At 69.5% G+C, this 20510-nt stretch carries 19 protein-coding genes; 5 read left to right on the top strand and 14 right to left on the bottom strand.

Going from position 1 to position 20510, the window contains the following annotated elements:
• The coding region (locus ACYQ8Q_RS44755; protein ID WP_460073918.1) for an MFS transporter at positions 1 to 1038 on the top strand (1038 nt) is incomplete at its 5' end.
• Between the two features lie 456 nt (positions 1039 to 1494).
• On the opposite strand, the gene ACYQ8Q_RS44750 is transcribed toward ACYQ8Q_RS44755, so the two are convergent.
• The 5 genes from ACYQ8Q_RS44750 to tap all read right to left on the bottom strand — a co-directional run bounded on the left by ACYQ8Q_RS44750 (position 1495) and on the right by tap (position 6760).
• A complete protein-coding gene (locus tag ACYQ8Q_RS44750; RefSeq protein WP_460060522.1) occupies positions 1495 to 2079 on the bottom strand; it encodes an MBL fold metallo-hydrolase in 585 nt (194 codons plus the stop codon).
• Positions 2080 to 2122: 43 nt separating this feature from the next.
• The gene (locus ACYQ8Q_RS44745; RefSeq protein ID WP_460060520.1) at positions 2123 to 3721 is read right to left on the bottom strand and encodes a thiamine pyrophosphate-dependent enzyme; all 1599 of its coding nucleotides are present in this window, start codon (positions 3719 to 3721) and stop codon (positions 2123 to 2125) included.
• 42 nt (positions 3722 to 3763) lie between these two features.
• Complete coding sequence (locus ACYQ8Q_RS44740; RefSeq protein WP_460060517.1) at positions 3764 to 3958, bottom strand: aldehyde dehydrogenase family protein; 195 nt, start codon at positions 3956 to 3958, stop codon at positions 3764 to 3766.
• Positions 3959 to 4020: 62 nt separating this feature from the next.
• Positions 4021 to 4578, bottom strand: a complete 558-nt coding sequence (gene tpg / locus ACYQ8Q_RS44735) for a telomere-protecting terminal protein Tpg (RefSeq protein WP_460060515.1) — start codon at positions 4576 to 4578, stop codon at positions 4021 to 4023.
• 91 nt (positions 4579 to 4669) lie between these two features.
• The gene (gene tap, locus ACYQ8Q_RS44730; RefSeq protein ID WP_460060513.1) at positions 4670 to 6760 is read right to left on the bottom strand and encodes a telomere-associated protein Tap; all 2091 of its coding nucleotides are present in this window, start codon (positions 6758 to 6760) and stop codon (positions 4670 to 4672) included.
• Between the two features lie 505 nt (positions 6761 to 7265).
• On the opposite strand from tap, the gene ACYQ8Q_RS44725 reads away from it, so the two are divergent.
• Positions 7266 to 7946: a DUF4241 domain-containing protein gene (locus ACYQ8Q_RS44725; protein WP_460060510.1), complete on the top strand. Its 681-nt coding sequence runs from the start codon at positions 7266 to 7268 to the stop codon at positions 7944 to 7946.
• 1102 nt (positions 7947 to 9048) lie between these two features.
• On the opposite strand, the gene ACYQ8Q_RS44720 is transcribed toward ACYQ8Q_RS44725, so the two are convergent.
• Positions 9049 to 10809, bottom strand: coding sequence for a S8 family peptidase (locus ACYQ8Q_RS44720; RefSeq protein ID WP_460060508.1), 1761 nt, complete (start codon positions 10807 to 10809; stop codon positions 9049 to 9051).
• A 170-nt stretch (positions 10810 to 10979) separates the two neighbouring features.
• Here ACYQ8Q_RS44720 and ACYQ8Q_RS44715 point away from each other — a divergent pair, with 170 nt between their 5' ends.
• On the top strand, positions 10980 to 11339 hold the full coding sequence (locus ACYQ8Q_RS44715; protein ID WP_460060506.1) for a hypothetical protein: 360 nt from the start codon (positions 10980 to 10982) through the stop codon (positions 11337 to 11339).
• Between the two features lie 492 nt (positions 11340 to 11831).
• Here ACYQ8Q_RS44715 and ACYQ8Q_RS44710 read toward each other — a convergent pair whose 3' ends face one another.
• The 3 genes from ACYQ8Q_RS44710 to ACYQ8Q_RS44700 form a co-directional block, all read right to left on the bottom strand.
• Positions 11832 to 12467 (bottom strand): hypothetical protein, encoded by a 636-nt coding sequence (locus ACYQ8Q_RS44710; RefSeq protein ID WP_460060503.1) that lies wholly within the window; start codon positions 12465 to 12467, stop codon positions 11832 to 11834.
• A complete protein-coding gene (locus ACYQ8Q_RS44705; RefSeq protein WP_460060501.1) occupies positions 12468 to 12731 on the bottom strand; it encodes a hypothetical protein in 264 nt (87 codons plus the stop codon).
• A gap of 118 nt (positions 12732 to 12849) precedes the next feature.
• The gene (locus ACYQ8Q_RS44700; protein ID WP_460060499.1) at positions 12850 to 14748 is read right to left on the bottom strand and encodes a helicase associated domain-containing protein; all 1899 of its coding nucleotides are present in this window, start codon (positions 14746 to 14748) and stop codon (positions 12850 to 12852) included.
• A gap of 119 nt (positions 14749 to 14867) precedes the next feature.
• Between ACYQ8Q_RS44700 and ACYQ8Q_RS44695 the strand changes: the two genes are divergently transcribed.
• Together ACYQ8Q_RS44695 and ACYQ8Q_RS44690 are read left to right on the top strand one after the other, a co-directional pair.
• Positions 14868 to 15452 carry a hypothetical protein gene (locus ACYQ8Q_RS44695; RefSeq protein WP_460060497.1) on the top strand — a complete coding sequence of 195 codons (585 nt, stop codon included), beginning with the start codon at positions 14868 to 14870 and terminating at the stop codon, positions 15450 to 15452.
• Positions 15453 to 15607: 155 nt separating this feature from the next.
• Positions 15608 to 16846, top strand: coding sequence for an IS256 family transposase (locus ACYQ8Q_RS44690; RefSeq protein WP_460060495.1), 1239 nt, complete (start codon positions 15608 to 15610; stop codon positions 16844 to 16846).
• A 110-nt stretch (positions 16847 to 16956) separates the two neighbouring features.
• Here ACYQ8Q_RS44690 and ACYQ8Q_RS44685 read toward each other — a convergent pair whose 3' ends face one another.
• The 5 genes from ACYQ8Q_RS44685 to queC form a co-directional block, all read right to left on the bottom strand.
• Positions 16957 to 17472: a VUT family protein gene (locus ACYQ8Q_RS44685; RefSeq protein ID WP_460060493.1), complete on the bottom strand. Its 516-nt coding sequence runs from the start codon at positions 17470 to 17472 to the stop codon at positions 16957 to 16959.
• 528 nt (positions 17473 to 18000) lie between these two features.
• Positions 18001 to 18774, bottom strand: coding sequence for a GTP cyclohydrolase, FolE2/MptA family (locus ACYQ8Q_RS44680; protein WP_460060490.1), 774 nt, complete (start codon positions 18772 to 18774; stop codon positions 18001 to 18003).
• A gap of 2 nt (positions 18775 to 18776) precedes the next feature.
• Positions 18777 to 19133, bottom strand: a complete 357-nt coding sequence (gene queD / locus ACYQ8Q_RS44675; protein WP_151513676.1) for a 6-carboxytetrahydropterin synthase QueD — start codon at positions 19131 to 19133, stop codon at positions 18777 to 18779.
• Positions 19133 to 19768: a 7-carboxy-7-deazaguanine synthase gene (gene queE, locus ACYQ8Q_RS44670; protein WP_460060487.1), complete on the bottom strand. Its 636-nt coding sequence runs from the start codon at positions 19766 to 19768 to the stop codon at positions 19133 to 19135. The genes queD and queE overlap by 1 nt, the downstream gene beginning before the upstream one ends.
• A 2-nt stretch (positions 19769 to 19770) precedes the next feature.
• Positions 19771 to 20466, bottom strand: a complete 696-nt coding sequence (gene queC, locus ACYQ8Q_RS44665; protein ID WP_460060484.1) for a 7-cyano-7-deazaguanine synthase QueC — start codon at positions 20464 to 20466, stop codon at positions 19771 to 19773.
• Positions 20467 to 20510: the final 44 nt, after the last annotated feature.

Genomic DNA, 20510 nt, shown 5'->3' with positions numbered 1-20510 from the left:
GACCGGCTGCCGCGCGGTCCGCTGCTGGTCGGCAGCAGCGTGGTCAGTGCCGCGAGCCAGGCGATGACCGCCGTCCTGGTCCTCACCCACAACGCCGCCATCCCTCTGCTCATGGCGCTTGCCGCGGTCAATGGGGCGTCAAGTTCTTGCTACCAGCCCGCCGCCCAGGCCCTGCTGCCCCAGACCGTGCCGGCCGAGTCCCGCCGCGCCGCTCTCGCGCTCTCCCGGATCGGGGGCAGCAGCGCGATGATCGCGGGCGCCTCGCTGGGCGGCGTACTGGTTGCCGCGGTCGGCTCAGGTTGGGGCCTGGCTGTTGACGCGTTCAGTTTCGCGCTCGCCGCCGCCTTCTTCGCGCTGGTCCGCATCCAGGTTGCGCCGCCCGCGCCCAGCCCCGGCGTGGTGCATGAACTGCGCGTCGGTTGGCAGGAGTTCACCTCACGCACCTGGGTGTGGGTGATCGTGGTGGCTTTCTGCTTCCTCAACGCCGGCCTGACCGCCTCGTTCACCGTCCTCGGCCCGGCCGTCGCCGACACCACCGGGATCGGCCGCACCGGCTGGGGTCTGGCCGTCGCCGCGTCCTCGCTCGGCGCGGTTGCCGGCGGCGTACTGTCGCTGAGATGGCGGCCCCGGCGCGCGATCCTGGTCGGCTGCACGCTGATGGGCCTGACGGCGATGACCCCGCTGCTGCTCGCGCTCGCCCCGTACACCTGGGCGCTGGTCGTGGCCAACTTCGTGGCGGGCGTGGCTGTCGAGCAGGCCGGCGTCGCCTGGTACTCGACCCTCAACGAGCAGATACCCGAGGACCGCCTTGCCCGCGTCTACGCCTATGACGACCTCGGCTCCTACCTCGCGCTCCCGCTCGCCCAGTTCGCCGCCGGACCCGCCGTACTCCTCCTCGGTCTCCACGCCACCCTCTACGTGGCCGCCGCGCTCATCCTCCTCGCCACCCTCGCCATGGTCGCCACCCCCTCCATCCGCATGCTGGCCCCGAAGACCGCAGAACCGCTGCCCATCTCGGAAGGTCCGGCACCTGGCTGAGCCACTCGTTCCTGACGCGCAAGTAGACAGGGACAGGTGACGGTTCGAGGATGCGCCGGTTGAGGGGTTGTTTGGTGGTTTCTTCGGCGGCGCACGGGAGATGGTGTTTCTCTCATGATGTCGGCATCGGCCGCGAGTCCGCGACAGCGGTGTTGCAGTGTTCCCGTCTTTACGTCCTTTTTTCATTCGGGTCTGTCCGTTCCCTCGTTGCGGGTGGGGCCGGCTGTTTGCCGATGTCTGCCGGTCGGTGTTCGCAGGCCAGGGAGAACGCAGGCCCGACAGGTAGGCGGGACATCGGTCGTATGCACAGGCGTGCGGGTTTCTTCGGCCCGGGTTGTCCAGTGGGCGGGTGCCGCGTTCGAGCCGTACCGGCTGGACGGGCCGTCTGAGAGCCCGTCCGGCACCGTCGGGTGCCGTGGTGGGTGAGGGCTGTCCGTGCGGGGCGCGCGGGCGGTTCTAGACGGCGTACGGGACGCCGTGGTCGAGTACCTCGATCTGGCTGCCCTTGGGGCCGAGTCCGCGGAGCAGTTGGAGGTGGAGTTCCTGGTGGGCCGGGGCGAGTCCGGCCTGGTGGATCGGGATTGCCAGCTCGGGCTTGACGGATCGCAGGTAGTCGATGGCCTCGCCGATCTTCATCCACGGCCCGCCGATGGGCAGCAGCAGCACCTTCACGGGTCCGGGCGGCGGGAGGAAGGCGTCGCCCGGGTGGAACACGCCGTCGACCAGGTAGCCGGTGTTGGCCATGCCAGGGAGGTCGGGGTGGATGACGGCGTGCTCGCCGGCCACCGCGTCGACGCCGTCGGGTACCGAGCCGAACCGGACGGCGGGGTTGGCGGTGAGGAGTTCGGGGAGGCGGTCGGGGTCGTGGTGGTCGGGATGGTCGTGGGTGACCAGCACCGCGTCCAGGTTGCGCAGGGTCTCGAAGCCGGTGGACAGGGTGCCGGGGTCGAGCAGCACTTCCTGGTCTGTGGAGAGCAGGACGCAGGCGTGGCCGAAATGGGTGATCTTCATCGGTTCCTCGTCGGTGCGGCGAAGGTTCATGGGGCGTGCGGGAGGGGGTCCTCAAGGGCGGCGATGCGGTGGATCAGCCGTAGGACTCGTCGGGGGCCACTTCGATGTCGAGCACGAGCGGTTCGGACCGCTGTGCCAGGGACGGCAGGATCTCGTCCAGGGCCGCCGTCAGCTCTTCGTGGGTCGTGATCCGCCGGGCCGGGCAGCCCAGGCCGCGGGCGATGTCGCAGATGCGGACCTCGGTGAAGGAGGGCCAGGGTGCCTTGCCCCGCCCCGACTTCTCGGCGAGCCGGTCCATGATGGCGTACCCGCCGTTGGCCAGGACGAGGAAGAGCGTGCCGACCTGGTAGTGGGTGGCGCTCCACAGGCCCTGGATCGCGTAGAGCGACGAGCCGTCGCCGAGGACGGCGACCACGGGCCGGTGCGGTGCGCCCATCTTGAGACCGATGGCCGCGGGTAGCCCGAAACCGAGCCCGCCCGCAGCGGCGCTGACGAATCCGAGGGGAGCGCGGGCCGGCACCCGGCGGTGGAGTTCGGGGCGGCTGGACGGGGACTCCTCGACGAGGACGGTGTCGGGTGGCAGATGCTGGGCGAGCAGGTCGAACACATGGGCGGGGCGCAGCGGGCCGCCCGGTTCCGGCAGAGGCGCAGCCTGTGGGGAGGGCCGCCCGGACCGTGTTCCCTCGCGCGGGCGGACCCGCTGGGCGATCCGGTGGCAGACGGCGGCCGGGTCGGCGATGAGCGCCACGTCGGCCACGCTGTGGTGGGCTTCGTCCGCGTACGGGGTCACCTGGAGGACCGTCATGCCGTCCGGGACGAGTTCGCCGGGCTCGCGTGGGTACTGCCGCAGGACCGGCGCACCGACCACGAGGAGGACGTCGTGCCCGGCCAGCGCGGCGCGCACGCCGGACCGGCCCGCCGGGAGATGGCCCGCGAACGACGGGTGGTCCTGCGGGAATCCGGCGCGCGAACCGAAGGGCTCCTGCCACACCGGTGCCCCCAGACGCTCGGCCAGCTCCACCAGAGCCGCCCAGGACGCGTCGTCGTCGGTGCCTGCGCCCGCGACGATCACGGGGGAGCGGGCCAGGTCGAGGAGTGAGGTGAGGTCGTCGGCGGCGTCCGTCCCCGCCGGGGCCGGCCTGTGGACGACGGGCGGGGCCGCGCCGCGGATCGGGTCGGCCTGCTGTTGCCAGTCGTCCATGGGGACCACGACGATCGCCGGGCCCGCCCCGGCCATCGCTTCGTGGTGGGCGCGGGTGACGGCGGCCGGCACGTCCTGGGGCCGGGCCGGGTGGTTCGTCCATACCGGATACTCGCCCAGCAGCCCCTCCAGCCGGCCCGCGAGGAACGGGTCGTAGGCGAGATGGCGCCGGTCCTGCTGGCCGACGACGACCACGAGCGGCACGCGGTTGGTGCGCGCGGTGGCCAGCGCGCCCGCGGCGTTGGCCAGGCCCGCGGTGGTGTGGAGGTTGACGAACGCGGGGCGGCCGTGGGCCATCGCCCATCCGGTGGCCATGCCGACGACGGAGCCCTCGTGCAGGGCGAGGCGGAAGTCGAGGTCGTCGGGCAGGCCGGTCAGGAAGTCGATCTCCGTCGACCCCGGGTTGGCGAAGATGGTGGTCAGCTGGAACCGACGCAGTACTCCGAAGACGGCGTCACGGACAGTGGGCATGCGGGTTTCCGATCTGTTCGCGTCTGTTCTGGATGCCGGGGGTCAGATCGGGTAGTGCCGCTCGCCGGACTGGACGGTGACCCAGCGCAGTTCCGTGAACTCCTCCAGCGCGGCCCGGGAACCGAACCGTCCCCAGCCGCTGGCGCCGACACCGCCGAAGGGCATCTGCGGTTCGTCGTGCACGGTCGGGCCGTTGATGTGGCAGAGCGGAGCGAGCCTGGGCGCAAAGCCCGCCACGCCGGCCGCCAACTGACGTGCTCAGTCACAAAGCAGGTGCTGGGCCTACGGCCGGCTTGAGGTCAGTAGTCGAGGTCGAGGTAGTCGATGTCGTTGAGGGTGACGTCGGAGAGTCCCATGGCGCGGGCTCCGCCGTCCTGGAAGTAGATCTCTTTGAATCCCTCGGCGATGATCTGGCGCATCTGCTGGTCACCGGCGCCTGTGTCGCGGGCGTCGAAGAGGCGCTGGGCGTATTGCGGGGGGAGGTGGACGGTGAGGCGGCGCAAGCGTCCGTCGTCTGTGGTGCCGATCGGTGCGGTGTACCCGAACCGCGCCCTGGTCTCCACCGTGATCCCGCCGCTGCGGGCGGCTTGTTGCTGCCGGCGTTTGCGGACCCGGGGCTGCCATCGCTGCCGTACGGCGGCGTCGATCCGTTCGGCGATGGCCCGGGGCGGGTGCTTGCGTTCACCCTTGCGGTAGCGCTCCACCGACCGCTGGCTGACGCCGATCTCCTCGGCGACGGCCCGGGTCGTCTTGAGCTGCTTGATCAGGTAGCCGATCTGGCTTTTGAGCGTCCTGGGCGGCTGGCGGGTGAAGCTCTCCTGGCCGGCCCGCTCGATGGCGTCCTCGATCTCTGCCACGGCTCAGCCCTCCTCGGCGGTGGGGTCTTGGCCGCCCGTGTCGGCCGGCGGGAACCAGGTCTTGTGCGTCGGGCCGGTGTCGGGCACTGGCCTACTCTCCTTCGTCCAGGACGGCGTCGCCGCCCTTGATGTGACGGGCGGGGTTGTAGCCCTGTTCCATCACGTCGACCGCCCACAGCATGGTCTGGACGCCTTCCAGCTTGGCCAGGCCCGGCGTGGGCCCGAGGCGGAACCCGCCGGGCTGCGGCTTGCCGGACGCGGCGTACGGCAGGAAATCCAGCGGCGAGGCGCCCGGGCTGGGGTAGACGACGCAGTCGGAAAGCACGGCGAGCGGGTACAGGCCCGTCAACTTCACCATGGTGGTGAGCTTGCGGTGCATGTTGACCCGTGCCTTGGAGATGACGGCGGCACGGACATCCGGACGCCAGGTGGGGCGCTGCAGGGCCGGCCACCGCTCGCCCTCCTTGTAGCGCTTGCCCTGGGGGCGCTCGCGGAGTTTGCCGACGCCGCCCTTGACGGTGGCCTTGATGGCGGCGAGGACGGCCGCCATCGCGGGGTCGACGTCCTTGTGCCGCTCCATCGCGGCGAGGAACTCCACGTCCGTGAGGTCCTTGGTGACGCCGAGGTCGGCGAGAGTGTCGGCGTAGGCGTTTTTCAGACGGTCGTGCCACGGGTCCAGGTACGCGCCGGTCTCCCGGCGCAGATACCCCTCCAGCGGAGCGACGTTGTGGCCGAGCTCCTGGGCGTAGGCGACGGTGTGCGTCTGGTACCAGGCAGGTCCCGTCGGCCGCGAGCCGTCCGGCGTGAACGGCGAGGGCAGGCGCGGGTCCAGCCCGATGCGGGACAGGTCGACCAGCCAGCAACCGGGGATCTTCGGGTTGAACGCCGGGGCGCGAAAGTGGTCGGGCGCGCTGAGGCCGACGACCAGGCGGGCCGCGGCGGCGAGGAAGGCGGTGTTCAGGTCGAGGCCGACCGCGTACGGCAGCATGCACTCCTCATCTGTCAGCAGGCTGACGTCGCGCACCCACTGGTACGCCTCCTCGTTCAGGAACCCGCCGCTCCAGCCGCTGTCGATGACGACGGGGTGCTCGGGCGTGGCCTCCGGCGGCGCCGGGTCCATCGGGTCCGTCCCCAGCGAGCCGGGGTTGTGGCCGGGCACCCAGTTTCCGCTCGCTTCGTCGCGTACCGCGCGGGTGGGCGGGCGCAGCGCCGTCATCAGCTCCAGTCCGCAGACGGCCGTCGACCCGCGCGGGGGGATGACGCGGGTGGCGTACACCCCCAGGACGCGGGCGACGTCGGCCGGTTCCATCTCCGCCACGCCGGGCCAGGACCGCTCATCGAGGGCGTCCCACGACAGGATCGCCAGCTGCACGCACTGCCGCCGCGCCCCCTGCGCGTTGCGGTAGATCCTTACCCACGGGCCGAACCCGCGCTGGGTGAGCCGCCACTTCGCCTCCACCACCTGCTTGACCACCGGATGATCCTCCGGCAGCCGCAGAGAACGGCGCTGCTCGTGACCTTCCAGGTGTTCCGGGAGTCCGAGTTTCACGGCGGCCGCGGCGGTGAGGACGATCAGCGGGTCGCTGTCCTTGCCGTTGCGGTGCAGACGCGGCGCGCCCAGACCGGCCTCGCGCAGCGTCCACTCCACCAGCTCCACCACGGTGGCCGCCGGGCAGTCCAGCACGATCCCGTCGATGCCGTAAGCGGAGCCGTCACCGTCCAGCACGGCGAGCGGCCCGTGAGGGAAACCCGGGTCCAGCGCGGGCTTGGCCGCCTTCTTCACCGTTGGGCGACGCGACGCTGCGGCGGGCCGGGGGGCGGCGGGATGCGGTGCTTGCGCAGCCGCAACGTGGGGTGTCTGCGGGGCGTCCGCCGTCGCGGACGCGGCCGGCCCGCCAGAGTCCGCCGGCACCGCCGCGCCAGCGGCACCATGGGCCGGGTACTTCGCGGCCCACCCGTTCAGCAGCCGCTGGTAGGCATCCAGCCGCGGCGACTTCGGCTCGCTGCGGCCGTTCTCCCAGTTCTTCACCGACTGGGTCGTCGTCTTCAGCGCTGTGGCCAGGCGGGCCTGGGTGATGCCGGCGGCCTCACGCAGCCGGGCACGCTCCGCCGGAGGCGGCAGATGCGGCTCCTCGTTCAACAGAGCATCGACGGACGCGAACAGCTCTTCCTCAGATGCCACCCCTGCACCTCCACTCCGAAAGATCCGGAAACGTAACCACGAACTTATCCCATTCCTTAACCCGCTGACGGAGCGTGTTCGGCGCGCCTGGTGATCTTCGGGGTGGTTGCGGGTGCAGGGCCAGTGCTGGCTTCTGGGCGTACGCACCGCTTGCCCGCCCCGGGCCGGGCAGGCCCGCTTGTTGAGGCCGGCGACTGGGCGCGCTGCCCCGCAAGGTGTGCGCAGAAGACGAACGGCGCCACCACGCCCAGGCCCTGGACACGTGCCTGGCTCATCCGGATGACTGCCTGAGAGGTTGCGGACGAAGTCCGTCTTCTCCCCTTCGGCACCCTGGCCGCCCGCCCGGATGCTGCAGTGGTCCACCCGCTCCGGGACCTTGCCTCCAGGCACCGCCACCGCCCCTGCCCAGAGCAGGCGCTCCCGTGACGCAGCGCAGGAACGCGGAGATGTCAGTGCCTGCTTCTAGGATCCACCGGATACACACCGGTTCACGGAGGTTCCCCGCATGCCCATCACCGCGCCCGACTACTCCCGGTACTTCACCGACGGGACCTCCTTCGCTTGCGGACGCGACCTGACCGGAACGCTGTCCGTGGTGCGCGTGGGCGAACTCACCCTGCATTCGGGCCAGGTGGTGGCGTGCGACCCGTTCGTGTACCTGGGCAGCGGGGACGTACCACCCTTCACGGTCGCGGTGGAGCCCGGCCGTTACGCCGTGGACGCTGCCGTCGCCACGCTGGTTCGTCCAGGCGCGGAGTCGGGGCCCCACCCGCACACTCGCGTCGCGGCCGCCCGGCTGGTGATACGTGACGTGGAGGTGGCCGGGTGGGAGCTTGCGCTGCTGCCCGGACAGGATCCGGCGGAACTGGGTGACGAGCAGTACTTCGGCTACGGCGTGGACGCGGGTACCGGCTGCTTCTACGACGCCTCGGCCGAGAACGCTTTTCCGGGGACGGAGGACGAGGAAGGGGCGGTGTGGGCGGCCATGGAGTCTGCCGGGCACGGACCCGACGTCTTCATGGCCCAAGGCGAGGGCGGCCACAACCTCGCCGGGTTCACGTCCGGGTGGGGCGACGGCGCATATCCGACCTGGATCGGCCGCGCGGCGGACGGCAGCGTCGCCTGCTTCCTCACCGACTTCTTCGTCATACCCCACTCGGCCGAGGCCGACGCGCTGGCTTCGTAGCCCGCGGGGGCGGCGAAGGCCCGCGCCGCACGGCGGGTCCGCCGGTCGAACACGGCGGTCATACCGGAGTGCTCTTTCCAGCGCACCCGAACTGTGGCGCCTGGCAGCCGGGACAGAGGGCGAGGGATGACCGGCTGCACGTCCAAAGCGTCGCGGCTGCCCCACGCCGAGGTGAACCGCACCTCCTCGAAGGGGTGCCCGGGGCCGCGGTGAGGCGCCCGCCGACCTTCCGGGGCGCCTCCGGGCGCAGCCGGCCCGCCTTGCCCGAGGCGGCCGAGGACGAGTTGAGGGGCGGGTCAGGGTGCCGGGGACGGCGCCGATGATCGCTGCCCCCAGGCTCCGGCCCGCTCTGCCTGCGGGCCGCCCGCCGCCCGCTCAGGTGGTGGTGGGGGGCGACGGCGGCCTCCCTGGTGAGGCGCCTTCGTAGCCGGTCGCAGGTTCCCCCGAGCCCGAGTCCCTCGGAGTCCTGCGTGCGTTCCTGGCGATCGAGATTGACAGTCGAAGCCGGATGAGCGCGACACCAGCGCGTGCAGGTGTGCGCGGAAGGGGGGTGTCCGGCTCCTGCCGGGCTCGTGCGTGGGCGGACACGAACGCGTCCACCGCGTCCCGCGCCGGGCGCCGCCTGCGAGCCGTCCGCGGCGATGCCCAAGATCGGCTCGACATCATGATCGCAATGCCGGCCCCCGCGCCGCTACGGCCCTGGCCTACGCCGAGCCGCACCTGCTCATATCCACGCCCAGTGTCACCCGCTGGACCCAAGAGCACGACGGAGAGACGCCGCAGCGTGCACTCGCCCGTCACCACGCTTTGAACAGCAGTGAACAACCAGGCCACAAACGTGTGGGGGACCTCGCCGTTCGGCCGGAGCGTCCTCAGGGAGGCGCACGGTGAGCCGGGCACCGGCCCCAGGCCGTTCGCGGCCTTCCCGGACGCCTCCGGCATGGCGGCCCCGGCCGCGGCGTTCACCGCCGCCGAGGCCCCTGTGCCCTCCGCCGCGCAGCGGTCCGGCCCTGGCCGACCGCAGCCCGCCTCGTCCGCGGCCGCGGACAGGGAGCTGCCGTCGGCGCACAGCGTGCCGACGCGGGCGTTGCCCGGCCCTGCGTCAGAAGGTCAGGTTCCAGGCGTCGATCCTGCCTGTGTCGGAGGCGGCGTTGTCGTTGACGCGCAGCTTCCAGGTGCCGTTCGCGACCTCCGAGGAGGCGTCCACGGTGTACGTCTGGGCGATGTTGTCGGCGCTGCCGCCGGTGTGGTTGTGCAGCGTGTAGACGGTGCCGTCCGGCGCCACCAGGTCGACCTTCAGGTCACCGATGTAGGTGTGCTTGATGTCCACACCCACCTTGAGGGTGGCCGGGGCGTTGCCGGTCACGCCGGTCACGGCGATCGGGCTCTCCACGGTCGCGTTGTCGTTGACGGCGAAGTCCGCGAGGTTCTCGAAGTACGTGCCGGGCGGCGGGGTGGTCCCGACGGCCTTGAGGGCGTCGACCTGTCCTTCGCCGAAGAACGAGTTGCTGGCCGTCGTGCCCGTGCAGCGGCTGTCCGAGGGGCAGGCGATGTCGTTGGCCTGCTCGGCCAGCCTGGCGCGGAGCTGCGCCGGGGTGATGCCCGGGTCGGCGCTGGCGATGAGTGCCGCCACGCCGACCACGTGCGGGGTGGCCATCGAGGTGCCGCTCTTGCTGCCGTAGCCCCCGCCGGGGACGGTGGAGTACACGCTGCTGCCCGGCGCCGCGACGTCGATGACGCCCTGCCCGTAGTTGGAGAACGAGGCCTTGGTGACGCCCGTGCCGTTGGCCGCGACCGTGACCACGCCCGGCAGCTCGGTCGGGATGTCGAGGCAGGCGTTGGTGATGGTGCGGGTGACCGGCGTCGAGTCGTTCGGGCTCGCGGAGTCGGTCGTCTTGTGGGCGAGGTCGTAGTTCTCGTTGCCCGCCGCGGCGACCTGGAGGGAGCCCTTGCCCTCGGCGTACTCCTGGGCGCGCCTGACGCCCTCGATGATGGCGGCCTGGTCGATGTTGTCCGGGCAGTTGAACTGCCACGGGTCCGTGTAATAGCTGTTGTTGGTGACCTTGAAGCCGTGGTCACCGGCCCAGACGAAGCCGCAGATGGTGTTCTCGGCGAAGAAGAAGGAGTTGCCCGGCTCGGCGACCCGGACCGCGGCGATCCTCACCCCGGGGGCCACGCCGACGACGCCCTTGCCGTTCTTGGCCGCGGCGATGGTGCCCGCCACGTGGGTGCCGTGCGTGTCGACGTCCCGCCAGGCGCCGGCACGGGTGTCGGGCTTGCCGTAGGCGCAGGAGACCGAGTCGGCCGCGTCGAAGTTGGGCGCCAGGTCCTGGTGCTGGTCGTCCACACCGGTGTCCAGGATGCCGACCGTGACGGAGGCGGAGCCCGGGTTCACGGCCCAGGCCTGGTCGGCCTTGATCTGGCTCATGTCGGCCCGGACCGGTTCTCCGGCCGGGGTCGAGGCCTGGGCCGGGTTGGCCGGGAGCGCCGGGTCGTAGGCGTCGGCCGGGACGTCCGAGGTGCGCGTGGCGCCGACCTGCTGCACGCCGGCGACACCGCGCATGGCGGCGGCGAATCCGCTGGACGCCGAGTGGGCGACGATCACGCCGATGGCGTCGAAGTCCGAGAAGACGGTGCCGCCGTTGGCCGCGATCGCCGAGCGGACCGCAGAGCTGTCACCGGGGGCGGTGATCACGAGGTAGGCACGCGTGCCGGCCACCCAGGCCGCACTCTGGGATGCCGGCACGGCGGCCAGAGCGTGGGCCTTGGCGGCCGGCGCGGTGGAGGGGACGACGGGGAGCGTGCCCGCGAGGGCGCCCGGGGCGCCGAACGCGAGGGCGGCACCGAGCGTGGTCGCCAGCACCAGCGCGCGTCTGGGTCGGCCGGATATGGGGGGTATCAATGCGTCCTCCGGAGACGGCCCGGCCGCGCCGAGGGCACCGGCCGCGCCGTACGAAACGAATGGTCGATGCAAGATGTCAGGTACATGCCCTTGTACGGAAGTACCTTTCCGCGCAGGGACGTCATAGAGGCATGGCTGAAAAGAGACGCACCCCGGGCATCGAGAGGTCGAGACCTCTCAGGAGCCCGGCGACGCCGACCGCGCCCTGGCATACGCCGCCGACCAGGCGCCGGCCGTGCTGCCCGCACCGGAGCCGGACCCGACCCGAGGCGCTCCCCGGCCATCGCCGCCTCGAGGCCGTTCTGCACGAAGGGCCTGCGGCCCGCATCCACATCACCTACGACGGACCCACCACCGCCACCGATCCCCTCGCCCCCGCCGCCCGAGAGCAGTACACCACCGTCGTCCCCGCCCGGATCAGCGCCGGCACCTGGCCGCAGCCCGCACCGAGCGGACCCGCCCCGAACTCCCCGCCGACGCCGATGAGGTGACCGCGCCCAACATCCACGGAACCTACCTGCCCGCGCTCAAGACCCACCTGCCGTTCGGCCGGCCCGAGCACTCGACCAGCAACCAGCACGACCGGCGCGGGGCCGGCTTCCACCGCGGCACCAGCGCCCCGGCGGAAGCCGCCGCGGACTGCCCGACCGTAGCGAGCCCCAGCTTCCGGGCGTGTCGGGTCGGAGGGATGTCGTCCCGCTGCTTGTCCCCCTTTTCCTCACGGGAGCCTCATACACAAGTCGTGCCGGCGGGGGAGAACACCACCCGGCCGGTGCGTTGCTGCAAGCAGGGCCGATCCGAAAACTCGTACATCCTTTGGGGCGCGGCGGCGGTCGGCGCGGCGTCGGCTCCGAGGCCGCACTCCAAATGACTCAGAGCCGACATCAAACATTTTGTCGGCCCAGCCGACGCCAACTAGAGCCAGCCACATCAGGTGCAGGTCAGGACTGACGCCCAGGGCGGGCCTCCGAGCGCCGAGCGGCTCAGAGGGTACGCAGCGTGGCCTCAACCGCCTCCACGATGCCGTTATGGGCTGCCGGCTCCACCCGATGGGCTCTGCCTACGGGGACCGGGGCCTGCTCCGCGATGCGGTCCAGCACCCGCAGGAAGTTCTTGTCGGCGGTGACAAACACGTCGCAGTCCGGCAGGTAGGAGGCGTGTTGGACGTCAATGGAGTTGCCGTCGGTCACCTTCATGTCCATCTGTACGGTGTCCGCCGCCCACCGGAGCCAGGCGCGTGGCATGTACGCGGATTCCACCTCATACAGCCAAAACCGGTTGAACGCCTCCCGGGAGTCACACATAGCGCGTAGGTCTACCCGGGCGCCGACCCAGTCGGCGTAAGTAGTCTCCTCCTGCGTGAGCACAGATCGACGGCTCCTCGCGAAGGCATGCCAGTACACCTCCTGGCTGTACGGCCGCCATGCCGCGACCCATTCGTCAGATGGCCACCCTGCCCGCTGTTCGATCGGGGTCTCCTCACCCGGGGCCAGCGTGATGCGGGAGAGGCCGCGGAGATCGAAGCCGGCCTCGCGCCAACGCCCCCGCTGTTCCTTCTGGTTATCCACGACAAAGCGCACCGTGCGCGCGGTCCGACGGGCCGGTTCCGCGTCGCGCAATCAGTCGTGGTGCTCCACCGCCTCCCGCCAGAACATCTTGGTCCAGTACGTACGCCATGTCGCCTCACGTCCGGTGTCGGGCACTGCCCGCATCCACTCCGGGTGCAAACGGCGCACTTCGGAGATGACCTCGGCACCCTCCCGGTCGGCCTCGCTGCACAGCCGTTCGTCCGTCGCGGTCGTGATGGCCTCGATGATGGCCGCCCGCATGTCCGAGTGCGGATGCTGCAGCACCTCCAGCAGGACGCTCGGCGCGGTTACCACGCGATGCCGAGGAAACGAGCGACCGTCCTGAACCGGTCCCCGGCCCTCGCATCCCCCACATAGGACCAGATGTTGTTGTCGAGCATGATCCTCACGCTGCCGTTCCCCCTCGAATGCCCTACGCACTCGCCCATTCCAGACCGAGGTTGGCGAGTGTGGCGAGTTTGTCGGTGGTGAGCTTCGCACGGCGTCCCTTCTGGTTCATGATCCAGACTCCGAGCTTGACCTGGGTGCCGTCTTCCAGCCGCTCTGTGTGGCCTCTGGGGACGGTCACGGAGCCTTCGCGGGCCTTGTACTGCGCTAGGGCTGCAACGCCCCGTTCGAAGGCTCCCACGGGTGTCGTGGACGGCTTCGTGGGCACTTCCGGCTCCTGGGCGAGCGGTGTGATGCCGAGCTGCTCCAGGCGTTCGCGCTGCCCGTCCATCAGCCCCTGCCAGACGGCGGGCTGACGGTTTTTCGTGAGCCATCGTCCGATGTCCATTCCGTGGCAAGTCACGCCGGGCAGGACCTCCGCTCGGCCCTCTTCGTCGCGCACGAGCTCGCGTAGTGCGGCGTAGTGGCGTTGCCAGTCCGCTGGCCATGCCGGGTTCCAGTCCTCGTCCACGGCTTCCAGCGCCGTCTTCCATTCGGGGTGGCCGTCCAGCGCACCAGGACGCCGCAAATTCGCAAGCCACATCCCCAATGGTCTATCCAGCGCGGTCGCAGTGCGGGGGGCGCAGAGCGTCCAGTGCTGGTCGTAGTACGTCCTGGCCGCTTCCAAGTTTTCCTGGAAGCGTTCGTCGGCCGGTGACCAGACCATGCCGAGTTGTTCGAGCCGCCTCGCGCGTTGGCCGGTCATCTGCCCGGCTGCGTAGGCGCGTCGTTGTTCCGCGACCCATTGTCCAAGCGGTGTCGCGCCCTCGCGGTGTCCGTAGGGCACGCGGGCGCTCCCCTCGCGCTCGACGTACGTCTTCAGCTTCGCCCAGCCGCGGGCCCAGTCCTGGCGTTCGGTGTCGATGACGTTGAAGGAAACCCAGTCCGCGACCATCATGGGATCCCTGGGGGCGGCGAAACGGAGCAACAAGCGGGATTCTTCTTCGCCGTCTTCTGGCGCGACACCGATGTTCACGGACGGCTGCGCGACGTCCTTCTGCGGCTCCTGGGGGATGGCGAGCAGTTCCACGGCCTCTTCATCGTGGGCCCGCAGACCTTCCAGGACTTTCACCAGGGGCCGGTAAGAGCCGGAGGTGAACATGTCCTCGGGCTGCTCTCCGGGCTGGAGGAAGACGGGCACGATCAGGGAGGCGAGCTTGCCTTGTCCGGGCTTCTGCCGGAGTGCCCGGCCGATGGCCTGGACGATGTCGTGCGGCGCGCCCTTCGGGTCCAACAGGGCGACTGAATCCACGCTTCGAATATCGACGCCCTCGCCCAGGACACGACAGTTCGAGAGCACGGCCCGCTGCGCCGTGGTCCCGAACGAACCCAGGACCTCTCGCCGGCGTTCGGGGACGTGCTCACCGCACAGCCAGTCCGCCCAGATGCGCTTCGGGTAGGTCTCGGGCCGGTCGGCGTGCAGCTTGGCCGCGACCCGCTCCAGGCCCTCCGCGTACGCCTGCGCCTCGATAGTCCGGTGGTGGAAGGTGATGCACGTCGACAGGTCGTGCTGCGCCATCGTGTGCAGCAACGCGGCCTGGAGGGCTCCGAGGCGCTGCCCGCGGACCTCTTCGGTGTGCCGTTCCTCGCCCATCAGCCGCTCGGGCGTGACGACCGGGTCCTGGAGCTCCAGGACGATGATCTGGAACCGCGCCAACAGGCCCCGGGAGATAGCAGAGGCGAGCGAGAGCTTGTAGAGGACGGGCCCGAAGACCTTCTCGTCATCCATGCTCGCCGCCATCTCCCTCGGCAGCGGGTCACGCCCCCCCTCGGCAACCTCGCGGTTCAGCCGCTCCTCCCAGATCCGCGGCGTCGCCGTCAGGTACAGCCGCCGGTACGCCGGGATGACGGTCTGGTCATGGATGTCCGCCCACGCCTTACCCATCGCCCCACTTGTCCTGTGGGCCTCATCAATTACCGCGAGGTCTACCGGGTCCAACTTCTGGCCGTAGACGCCCTCTGACAAATCCGTTAGTGATCACTAGGTGAGTGATGCGCTGACCTGTGGATCTAGTGATCGGTGCAGGATTTCTCTATCGCTGCGTGGTTCAGGTGGATTGGTCTGTGCTGGTCAGGGGCTGGCGGGTCGTGCCTGAGAGGCGGCGGCAGGGCCAGCGCGTGGCCTTGGTCGTCGAGGCGATCCGCCGCCTGTCTGGGGGCTGTTACGCGGTAGCGGTGTTTCCCGGAATGGGTGAGTACCCCGAAGACTGTGAGCAGGTCACCGAGGCCTATCGGCTCCAGGCGAAGGAGGAGATCGCCGCACTGTGGGAGAGCATCGGCTTCCAACTGTTCCGCCGCGGGGTATGGCTCCTGGACACCGCCCTGCGCCGACCGGAGAACTCATGCAGGCCCGCCGCGCTCAACTGCGCGCGCTCGGCACGGCCTTCCAGTAGTCCGGGTCCGTCTGAGAGCGGCTCGGCGGACACCACGGCTGACGCAGACGGCCCGGGTCGTGCCGGGGAGGCCGTGTACGATCCGGCTTTTCCTGCGGGCGCTGGTCTGGTTCGGGCAAGCCGTGACCGCAGCGAACGGCTCCCGCCCCCGAAGTTCGACGAACTGCCGTATGTACGCACCGTGGCGGCCGACTGAGGCGGATCGTGTCCCGCGTGATGGTGTAGCCGATCGACGTTGAGTAGTGCGCCGGTGTGCTCCGGCTGGTGATGTCCGCTCCCTGCGCAGGGGACGAGCCACCGTGCGTCTCCTCCCTGATGAACGCCCAGTTCATCGAGGGGAGGAGACGCACAGTGGCCCTGTCCCAGTCTGAACTCACCCGCCTGCTTCAGTCACTGCATTCGACCGAGGGACTCGAACTCGTCCGCAGTGTCGCCGAGCGGATGCTGCAGGAGCTGATCGAGGCCGAGGCCACGGCGAAGATCGGCGCCGAGTGGAACGAGCACACCGACACCCGCACCAACTACCGCAACGGGCACCGCGACAAGACGCTCACCACCCAGGCCGGCGACCTCGACCTGGCCATCCCCAAACTGCGGTCCGGCAGTTTCTTCCCCTGTCTGCTGGAGCGTCGGCGCCGCATCGACCAGGCCCTCTACGCCGTCATCATGGAGGCATACGTCGAGGGCGTCTCCACCCGGTCGGTCGACGACCTGGTCAAGGCCCTGGGGGCGGACACCGGGATCTCCAAGAGCGAGGTCTCCAGGATCTGCGCAGCCCTGGACGAGCCGTTGACGGCGTTCCGCACCCGGCCGCTGGACCACACCCGCTTCCCCTACATCTACCTCGATGCCACCTACTGCAAGGCGAGGGTCAACCACCAGATCGCCTCGCGGGCCGTGGTCATCGCCACCGGCGTCACCGAGGACGGCGGCCGCGAAGTCCTCGGCGTGATGGTCGGCGACAGCGAGACCGAGGTGTTTTGGACCGAGTTCCTGCGTCACCTGCGCGAACGGGGCCTGTCCGGGGTCCGTCTGGTCATCGGTGACCATCACAGCGGCCTGGTTGCCGCGATCGGCAAGGTGATGCTCGGCTCCGCCTACCAAAGATGCCGGGTCCATTTCCTGCGCAACGTCTTCGGCGTGATCGACAAGCACGCCGGTGAGATGGTGGCCGCGACGATCCGCACGATCTTCGCCCAGTCCGGCCCCACCGCGGTCAGAGCCCAGGCCGACACCGTCGCCGACATGCTCGGCGGGCAGTTCCCCAAGGTGAAGCAGATGCTGCTGGAGGCCAAGGACGATCTGACCGCCTTCGCGGTCTTCCCGGAGCGGCACTGGAAGAAGATCCAGTCGACCAACCCGCTGGAGCGGGTCAACCGGGAGATCAAGCGCCGCACCGACGTCGTCCAGGTCTTCCCCAACGACGACGCCCTGTTGCGGCTGGTCACCGCCGTGCTCTTCGAGATGCACGACGAATGGATCGCCTTCCCCCGCCGCTACCTCCCCGAAGGCAGCATGGACGATCTCTACCCCGAACTCCCCGAAAGCGCCCCGGCGCTAACCAACACACCAAACACGCCCACCAGCTGATCGACTACACCATCACGCGGGACACGATCCTGAGGCGTCGTTCTGCCTGGACCGGCCGTGCTCCTGACGGCTCGTGGGTCGACTCGGCGACTGTGAGTGCTTGAGGTGGTTCATGCAGGGGTGCGTTTGGTTCGGCGTAGCAGGGTCAGGGTGGTGACGGCGGCGAGGGTCATCCAGGTTTTGCCGAGGATCTGTCCTGGGAGGAAGTCGAGGGAATCGAAGGCGAGTTGGAGGAACAGGAGGCTGTCGGCGAGCAGGCCGACAGCGTTCGATGCAAGCATTGCGAGGAGCAGTCCGCGTTGCCGCAGCGGCTCGTAGACGGCGAAGTCCATGATTTCGGCTACGGCGAAGGCGATCGCGGAGGCTGTTGCGAGGTTTGGGTCGGCCAGGAGGTAGGACAGGAGGGTGCCGATGGCTATGGCGGTGAGGACGGCACCGCGTCCTGCGGCTTCTCGTGCGAGATCGCGCAGTATGAGGGCGAGGCCGACCATGTACACCCCGGCGGGGGCGGTGTAGCCGAGGCCTACTGGGACGACGCCGAAGTGGGTGACGGCGAGGTTGGCGGCCGGGATGGTCGCGATGTAAGCGAGGAGAGTGAGGATTCCAGCGCGGGCGGGGACGTTCACGATCTGCTTTCTGTGGTGATCGAGGCATAGCGCGCCCTGTTTGACGACGGACGGGCGCGGAGACAAACCTCGCGCAGTTCACCACATGGCACTGACAGCCGGATGGTTCGTTTTTCGGCTGCAGCGGCCGAGGTGTCGTGGCGGCCACATCCCAGGTCGGCATCTGCTACGGGCTTTGAGGCCGGGACCGGTTTCTCAGCACGCGCTGGATGATGGTCGATCCGCTGGCCTGTGGCGCGGGGTGTCACACAAACCGGAGCTGGCTCGGTGCCCCCGGCAGCCGCTGCCGAATCCGGGTCGCCGTGGTGGCCGTGGAGAGCGAGACCCCCTGCCCGCAGGGGGTCTGGACAAGGGGGCGCTGAATGCGCAGGGCTGCTTCGAGCGTGCGAAGCCCTGGAGCAGCGGCGGGGCGCCGAGCGGCACTGCGTGTCCATGTGCCGCCGTGACGGTGCGCGGGCGATGGACTCCTCTTGTGCGGTACTGGCGCGCCCGGCGCCTTCAGCGGTGAGTCGTGCGCGCGTTGGGGTGTCAGCAGGTGTGGTGCAGGGTGGCGATGGCGTCGTGGCTGTGGATGCTTTCGAGGTTTTTCGCGGTGACGGTGTGGGTGAGTGCTTTGTCGCGGCACGTGAGGCTGATGTCGCGGATGATGTCTTCGACGAAGACGGGGTGGTCGTAGGCCTGCATGGTGACGACGCGTTCGTCGGGCCGTTTGATCAGCGGGATGACAGGGGCGGAGCCGGTGGCGCGCAGCAGGTCGACGATCTCGTGGACGGGCAGGGGATAGGGGGCGTCCGCGGTCCCGGTGATCTCCAGGGTGATCTCGCTGCGCTGGTTGTGGGCGCCGTAGTCGGAGATGGCCTTCGAGCAGGGGCACAGGCTGGTGACATGCGTGGTCACCGCAGTGGCGACCGTGCAGTCGGAGGTGGTGATGCGGCCGGTGACGGTGACGTCGTGGGTCTGCCAGGACTCTTGCCGGCTGGCGGGAGCGGTTACAGAGGTGGCGATAGGCAGCGACAGGATCAGGGTGAGAGCCGGGGCGTCGAGAAGGGTGAGGCCTCGTTTGAGGGCGAGGGGCAATTCCTGCGGGGTGAGCGTGGCGACTTCCTCGTGCACGAGGGCGATCATGCGGCTCATGTGGGTGCCTCGCCGGTCGGCTTGCAGGCCGACGGTCACGCTGATGTCGGCGATGCCCTGCTGTCGGGTGTGGCCGTCGTCGAAGGTGAGGGGATAGCGCAGGCCGCTGATGCCCACTTCGTCGATGGCGATGCCTCGGCGGTCGGGTTCGTTTTGGATGTCGTGCATGCTCACGCGCCTCGGTAGGTGCAGCCGGAGGTGCAGGTTTCCCGCACGGTGATCGCGGACAGTGCGGGAAGCTCGTCGATCAGCCGGTCCCAGATCCAGCGGGCCAGGTTCTCACTGGTGGGATTGTCTAGTCCTTCGATGTCGTTCAGGTAATAGTGGTCGAGTTGCGCGTCGATGGGCTTGAAGGCGCGTTTGACGTCGCCGAAGTCCATGACCCAGCCCAGTTCTGCGTCGACAGGGGCTTCGACGTGCACGATCACCTTGTAGGAGTGGCCGTGCAGGCGCGCGCATTTGTGGCCCTCCGGCACGCGGGGCAGTCGGTGCGCCGCTTCGAAGGTGAACTCGCGAAAGATTTCCATTACTGAATTCCCAGATACTTGTGCGTCTGGAGGGAGAGTGTCCAGCGCGGGTTCTTCATGCAGTACTCGACGGCGGCACGGGTGTGGGCTTCGCGGTGGGCATCGTCCAGCGGTTGCAGCCGGAAGTGGCGGAAGTCCAGGTCTTCGAACTGGGCGGGGTCGCCTCCGGCCTGCGGGTAGACCAACTTCAGTTCGTCGCCCTGGGTGAGGACCAGGGTGGAGCCGATCTTGGGGCTGACGCACAGCCAGTCGATACCGCGGGGAGCAGGGCGGGTGCCGTTGGTCTCCACCGCGACTTCGAAGCCTCGCTCGTGCAGCGCGTCGATGGCTTCCTCATCCAACTGCAGCAGGGGCTCTCCGCCGGTGCACACTACGAACCGGTGGGCCGGGTCGGTGCTGGGCCACGCGGCCTCGACGGCGGCTGCCAGATCCTGCGGGGTGCGGAAGCGGCCGCCACCTTCACCGTCGGTGCCGACGAAGTCGGTGTCGCAGAACTGGCAGACGGCACGGGCGCGGTCCTGCTCCCGGCCTGTCCACAGGTTGCAGCGGGAGAAACGGCAGAACACCGCCGGGCGCCCTGCGTGGCTGCCCTCGCCCTGCAGGGTGTAGAAGATTTCCTTGATCAGGTAGGTCATGCTCAGGCGCTCTGGTATTGGACGGGGTCCTTCACGCCGGCTTCGGCGAAGCCCTTCAGGCGCAGCAGGCAAGTGTCGCACCGGCCGCAGGCCCGCCCCTGCTCGTCGGGGTCGTAGCAGGAAGAGGTAAGGGAGTAGTCCACGCCCAGGCGCAGGCCCTCGCGCACGATGTCGGCCTTGGACAGCGCGATCAAAGGGGAGTGCAGGGTCATTTTCGAACTTCCTTCCACCCCGGCCCGGGTGGCCAGGTTGGCCATGGTGGCGAAGGCCTCCATGTACTCGGGGCGGCAGTCGGGGTAGCCGCTGTAGTCCACGGCCGTGACCCCGGTGAAGATGTCACTCGCGCCGACGGTCTCGGCGAAGGCGAGCGCGAAAGACAGGAAGATCGTGTTGCGGGCCGGCACATACGTGATCGGCACCCCACCCTCCTCGACATCCTCCAGCTTTTCGTGCTTGGGCACCTCGATGTCCGACGTCAGGGCCGAGCCGCCGAAGACACGAAGATCGATGTCGGCAATGACGTGCCGGGCCACACCCTGGACCTGCGCCACACGCTGGGCCGCCTCCAACTCGATGCTGTGCCGCTGGCCGTAGCGGAAGCTGAGCGCGTAGGGAGTGAAGCCCTGGTCCTTGGCGATGGCCAGCACCGTGGTCGAGTCCAGGCCGCCGCTCAGCAACACGATCGCGGGACGGTCCATGCTGTCACTCCCTTATCTGCAGTCCAGTTTCCTCAGCCGAGGCA

Source organism: Streptomyces sp. YKOK-I1 (assembly GCF_054660435.1).
This window is presented reverse-complemented; position numbering and strand designations above follow the sequence as displayed.

Coding starts and splice junctions, on each gene's coding strand:
- queD (WP_151513676.1), bottom strand. CDS start 19,133: ATGGAAATCTTTCGCGAGTTCACCTTCGAAGCGGCGCACCGACTGCCC.
- queE (WP_460060487.1), bottom strand. CDS start 19,768: ATGACCTACCTGATCAAGGAAATCTTCTACACCCTGCAGGGCGAGGGC.
- ACYQ8Q_RS44750 (WP_460060522.1), bottom strand. CDS start 2,079: ATGAACCTTCGCCGCACCGACGAGGAACCGATGAAGATCACCCATTTC.
- queC (WP_460060484.1), bottom strand. CDS start 20,466: ATGGACCGTCCCGCGATCGTGTTGCTGAGCGGCGGCCTGGACTCGACC.
- ACYQ8Q_RS44745 (WP_460060520.1), bottom strand. CDS start 3,721: ATGCCCACTGTCCGTGACGCCGTCTTCGGAGTACTGCGTCGGTTCCAG.
- ACYQ8Q_RS44715 (WP_460060506.1), top strand. CDS start 10,980: ATGGCTGAAAAGAGACGCACCCCGGGCATCGAGAGGTCGAGACCTCTC.
- ACYQ8Q_RS44700 (WP_460060499.1), bottom strand. CDS start 14,748: ATGGGTAAGGCGTGGGCGGACATCCATGACCAGACCGTCATCCCGGCG.
- ACYQ8Q_RS44725 (WP_460060510.1), top strand. CDS start 7,266: ATGCCCATCACCGCGCCCGACTACTCCCGGTACTTCACCGACGGGACC.
- ACYQ8Q_RS44680 (WP_460060490.1), bottom strand. CDS start 18,774: ATGCACGACATCCAAAACGAACCCGACCGCCGAGGCATCGCCATCGAC.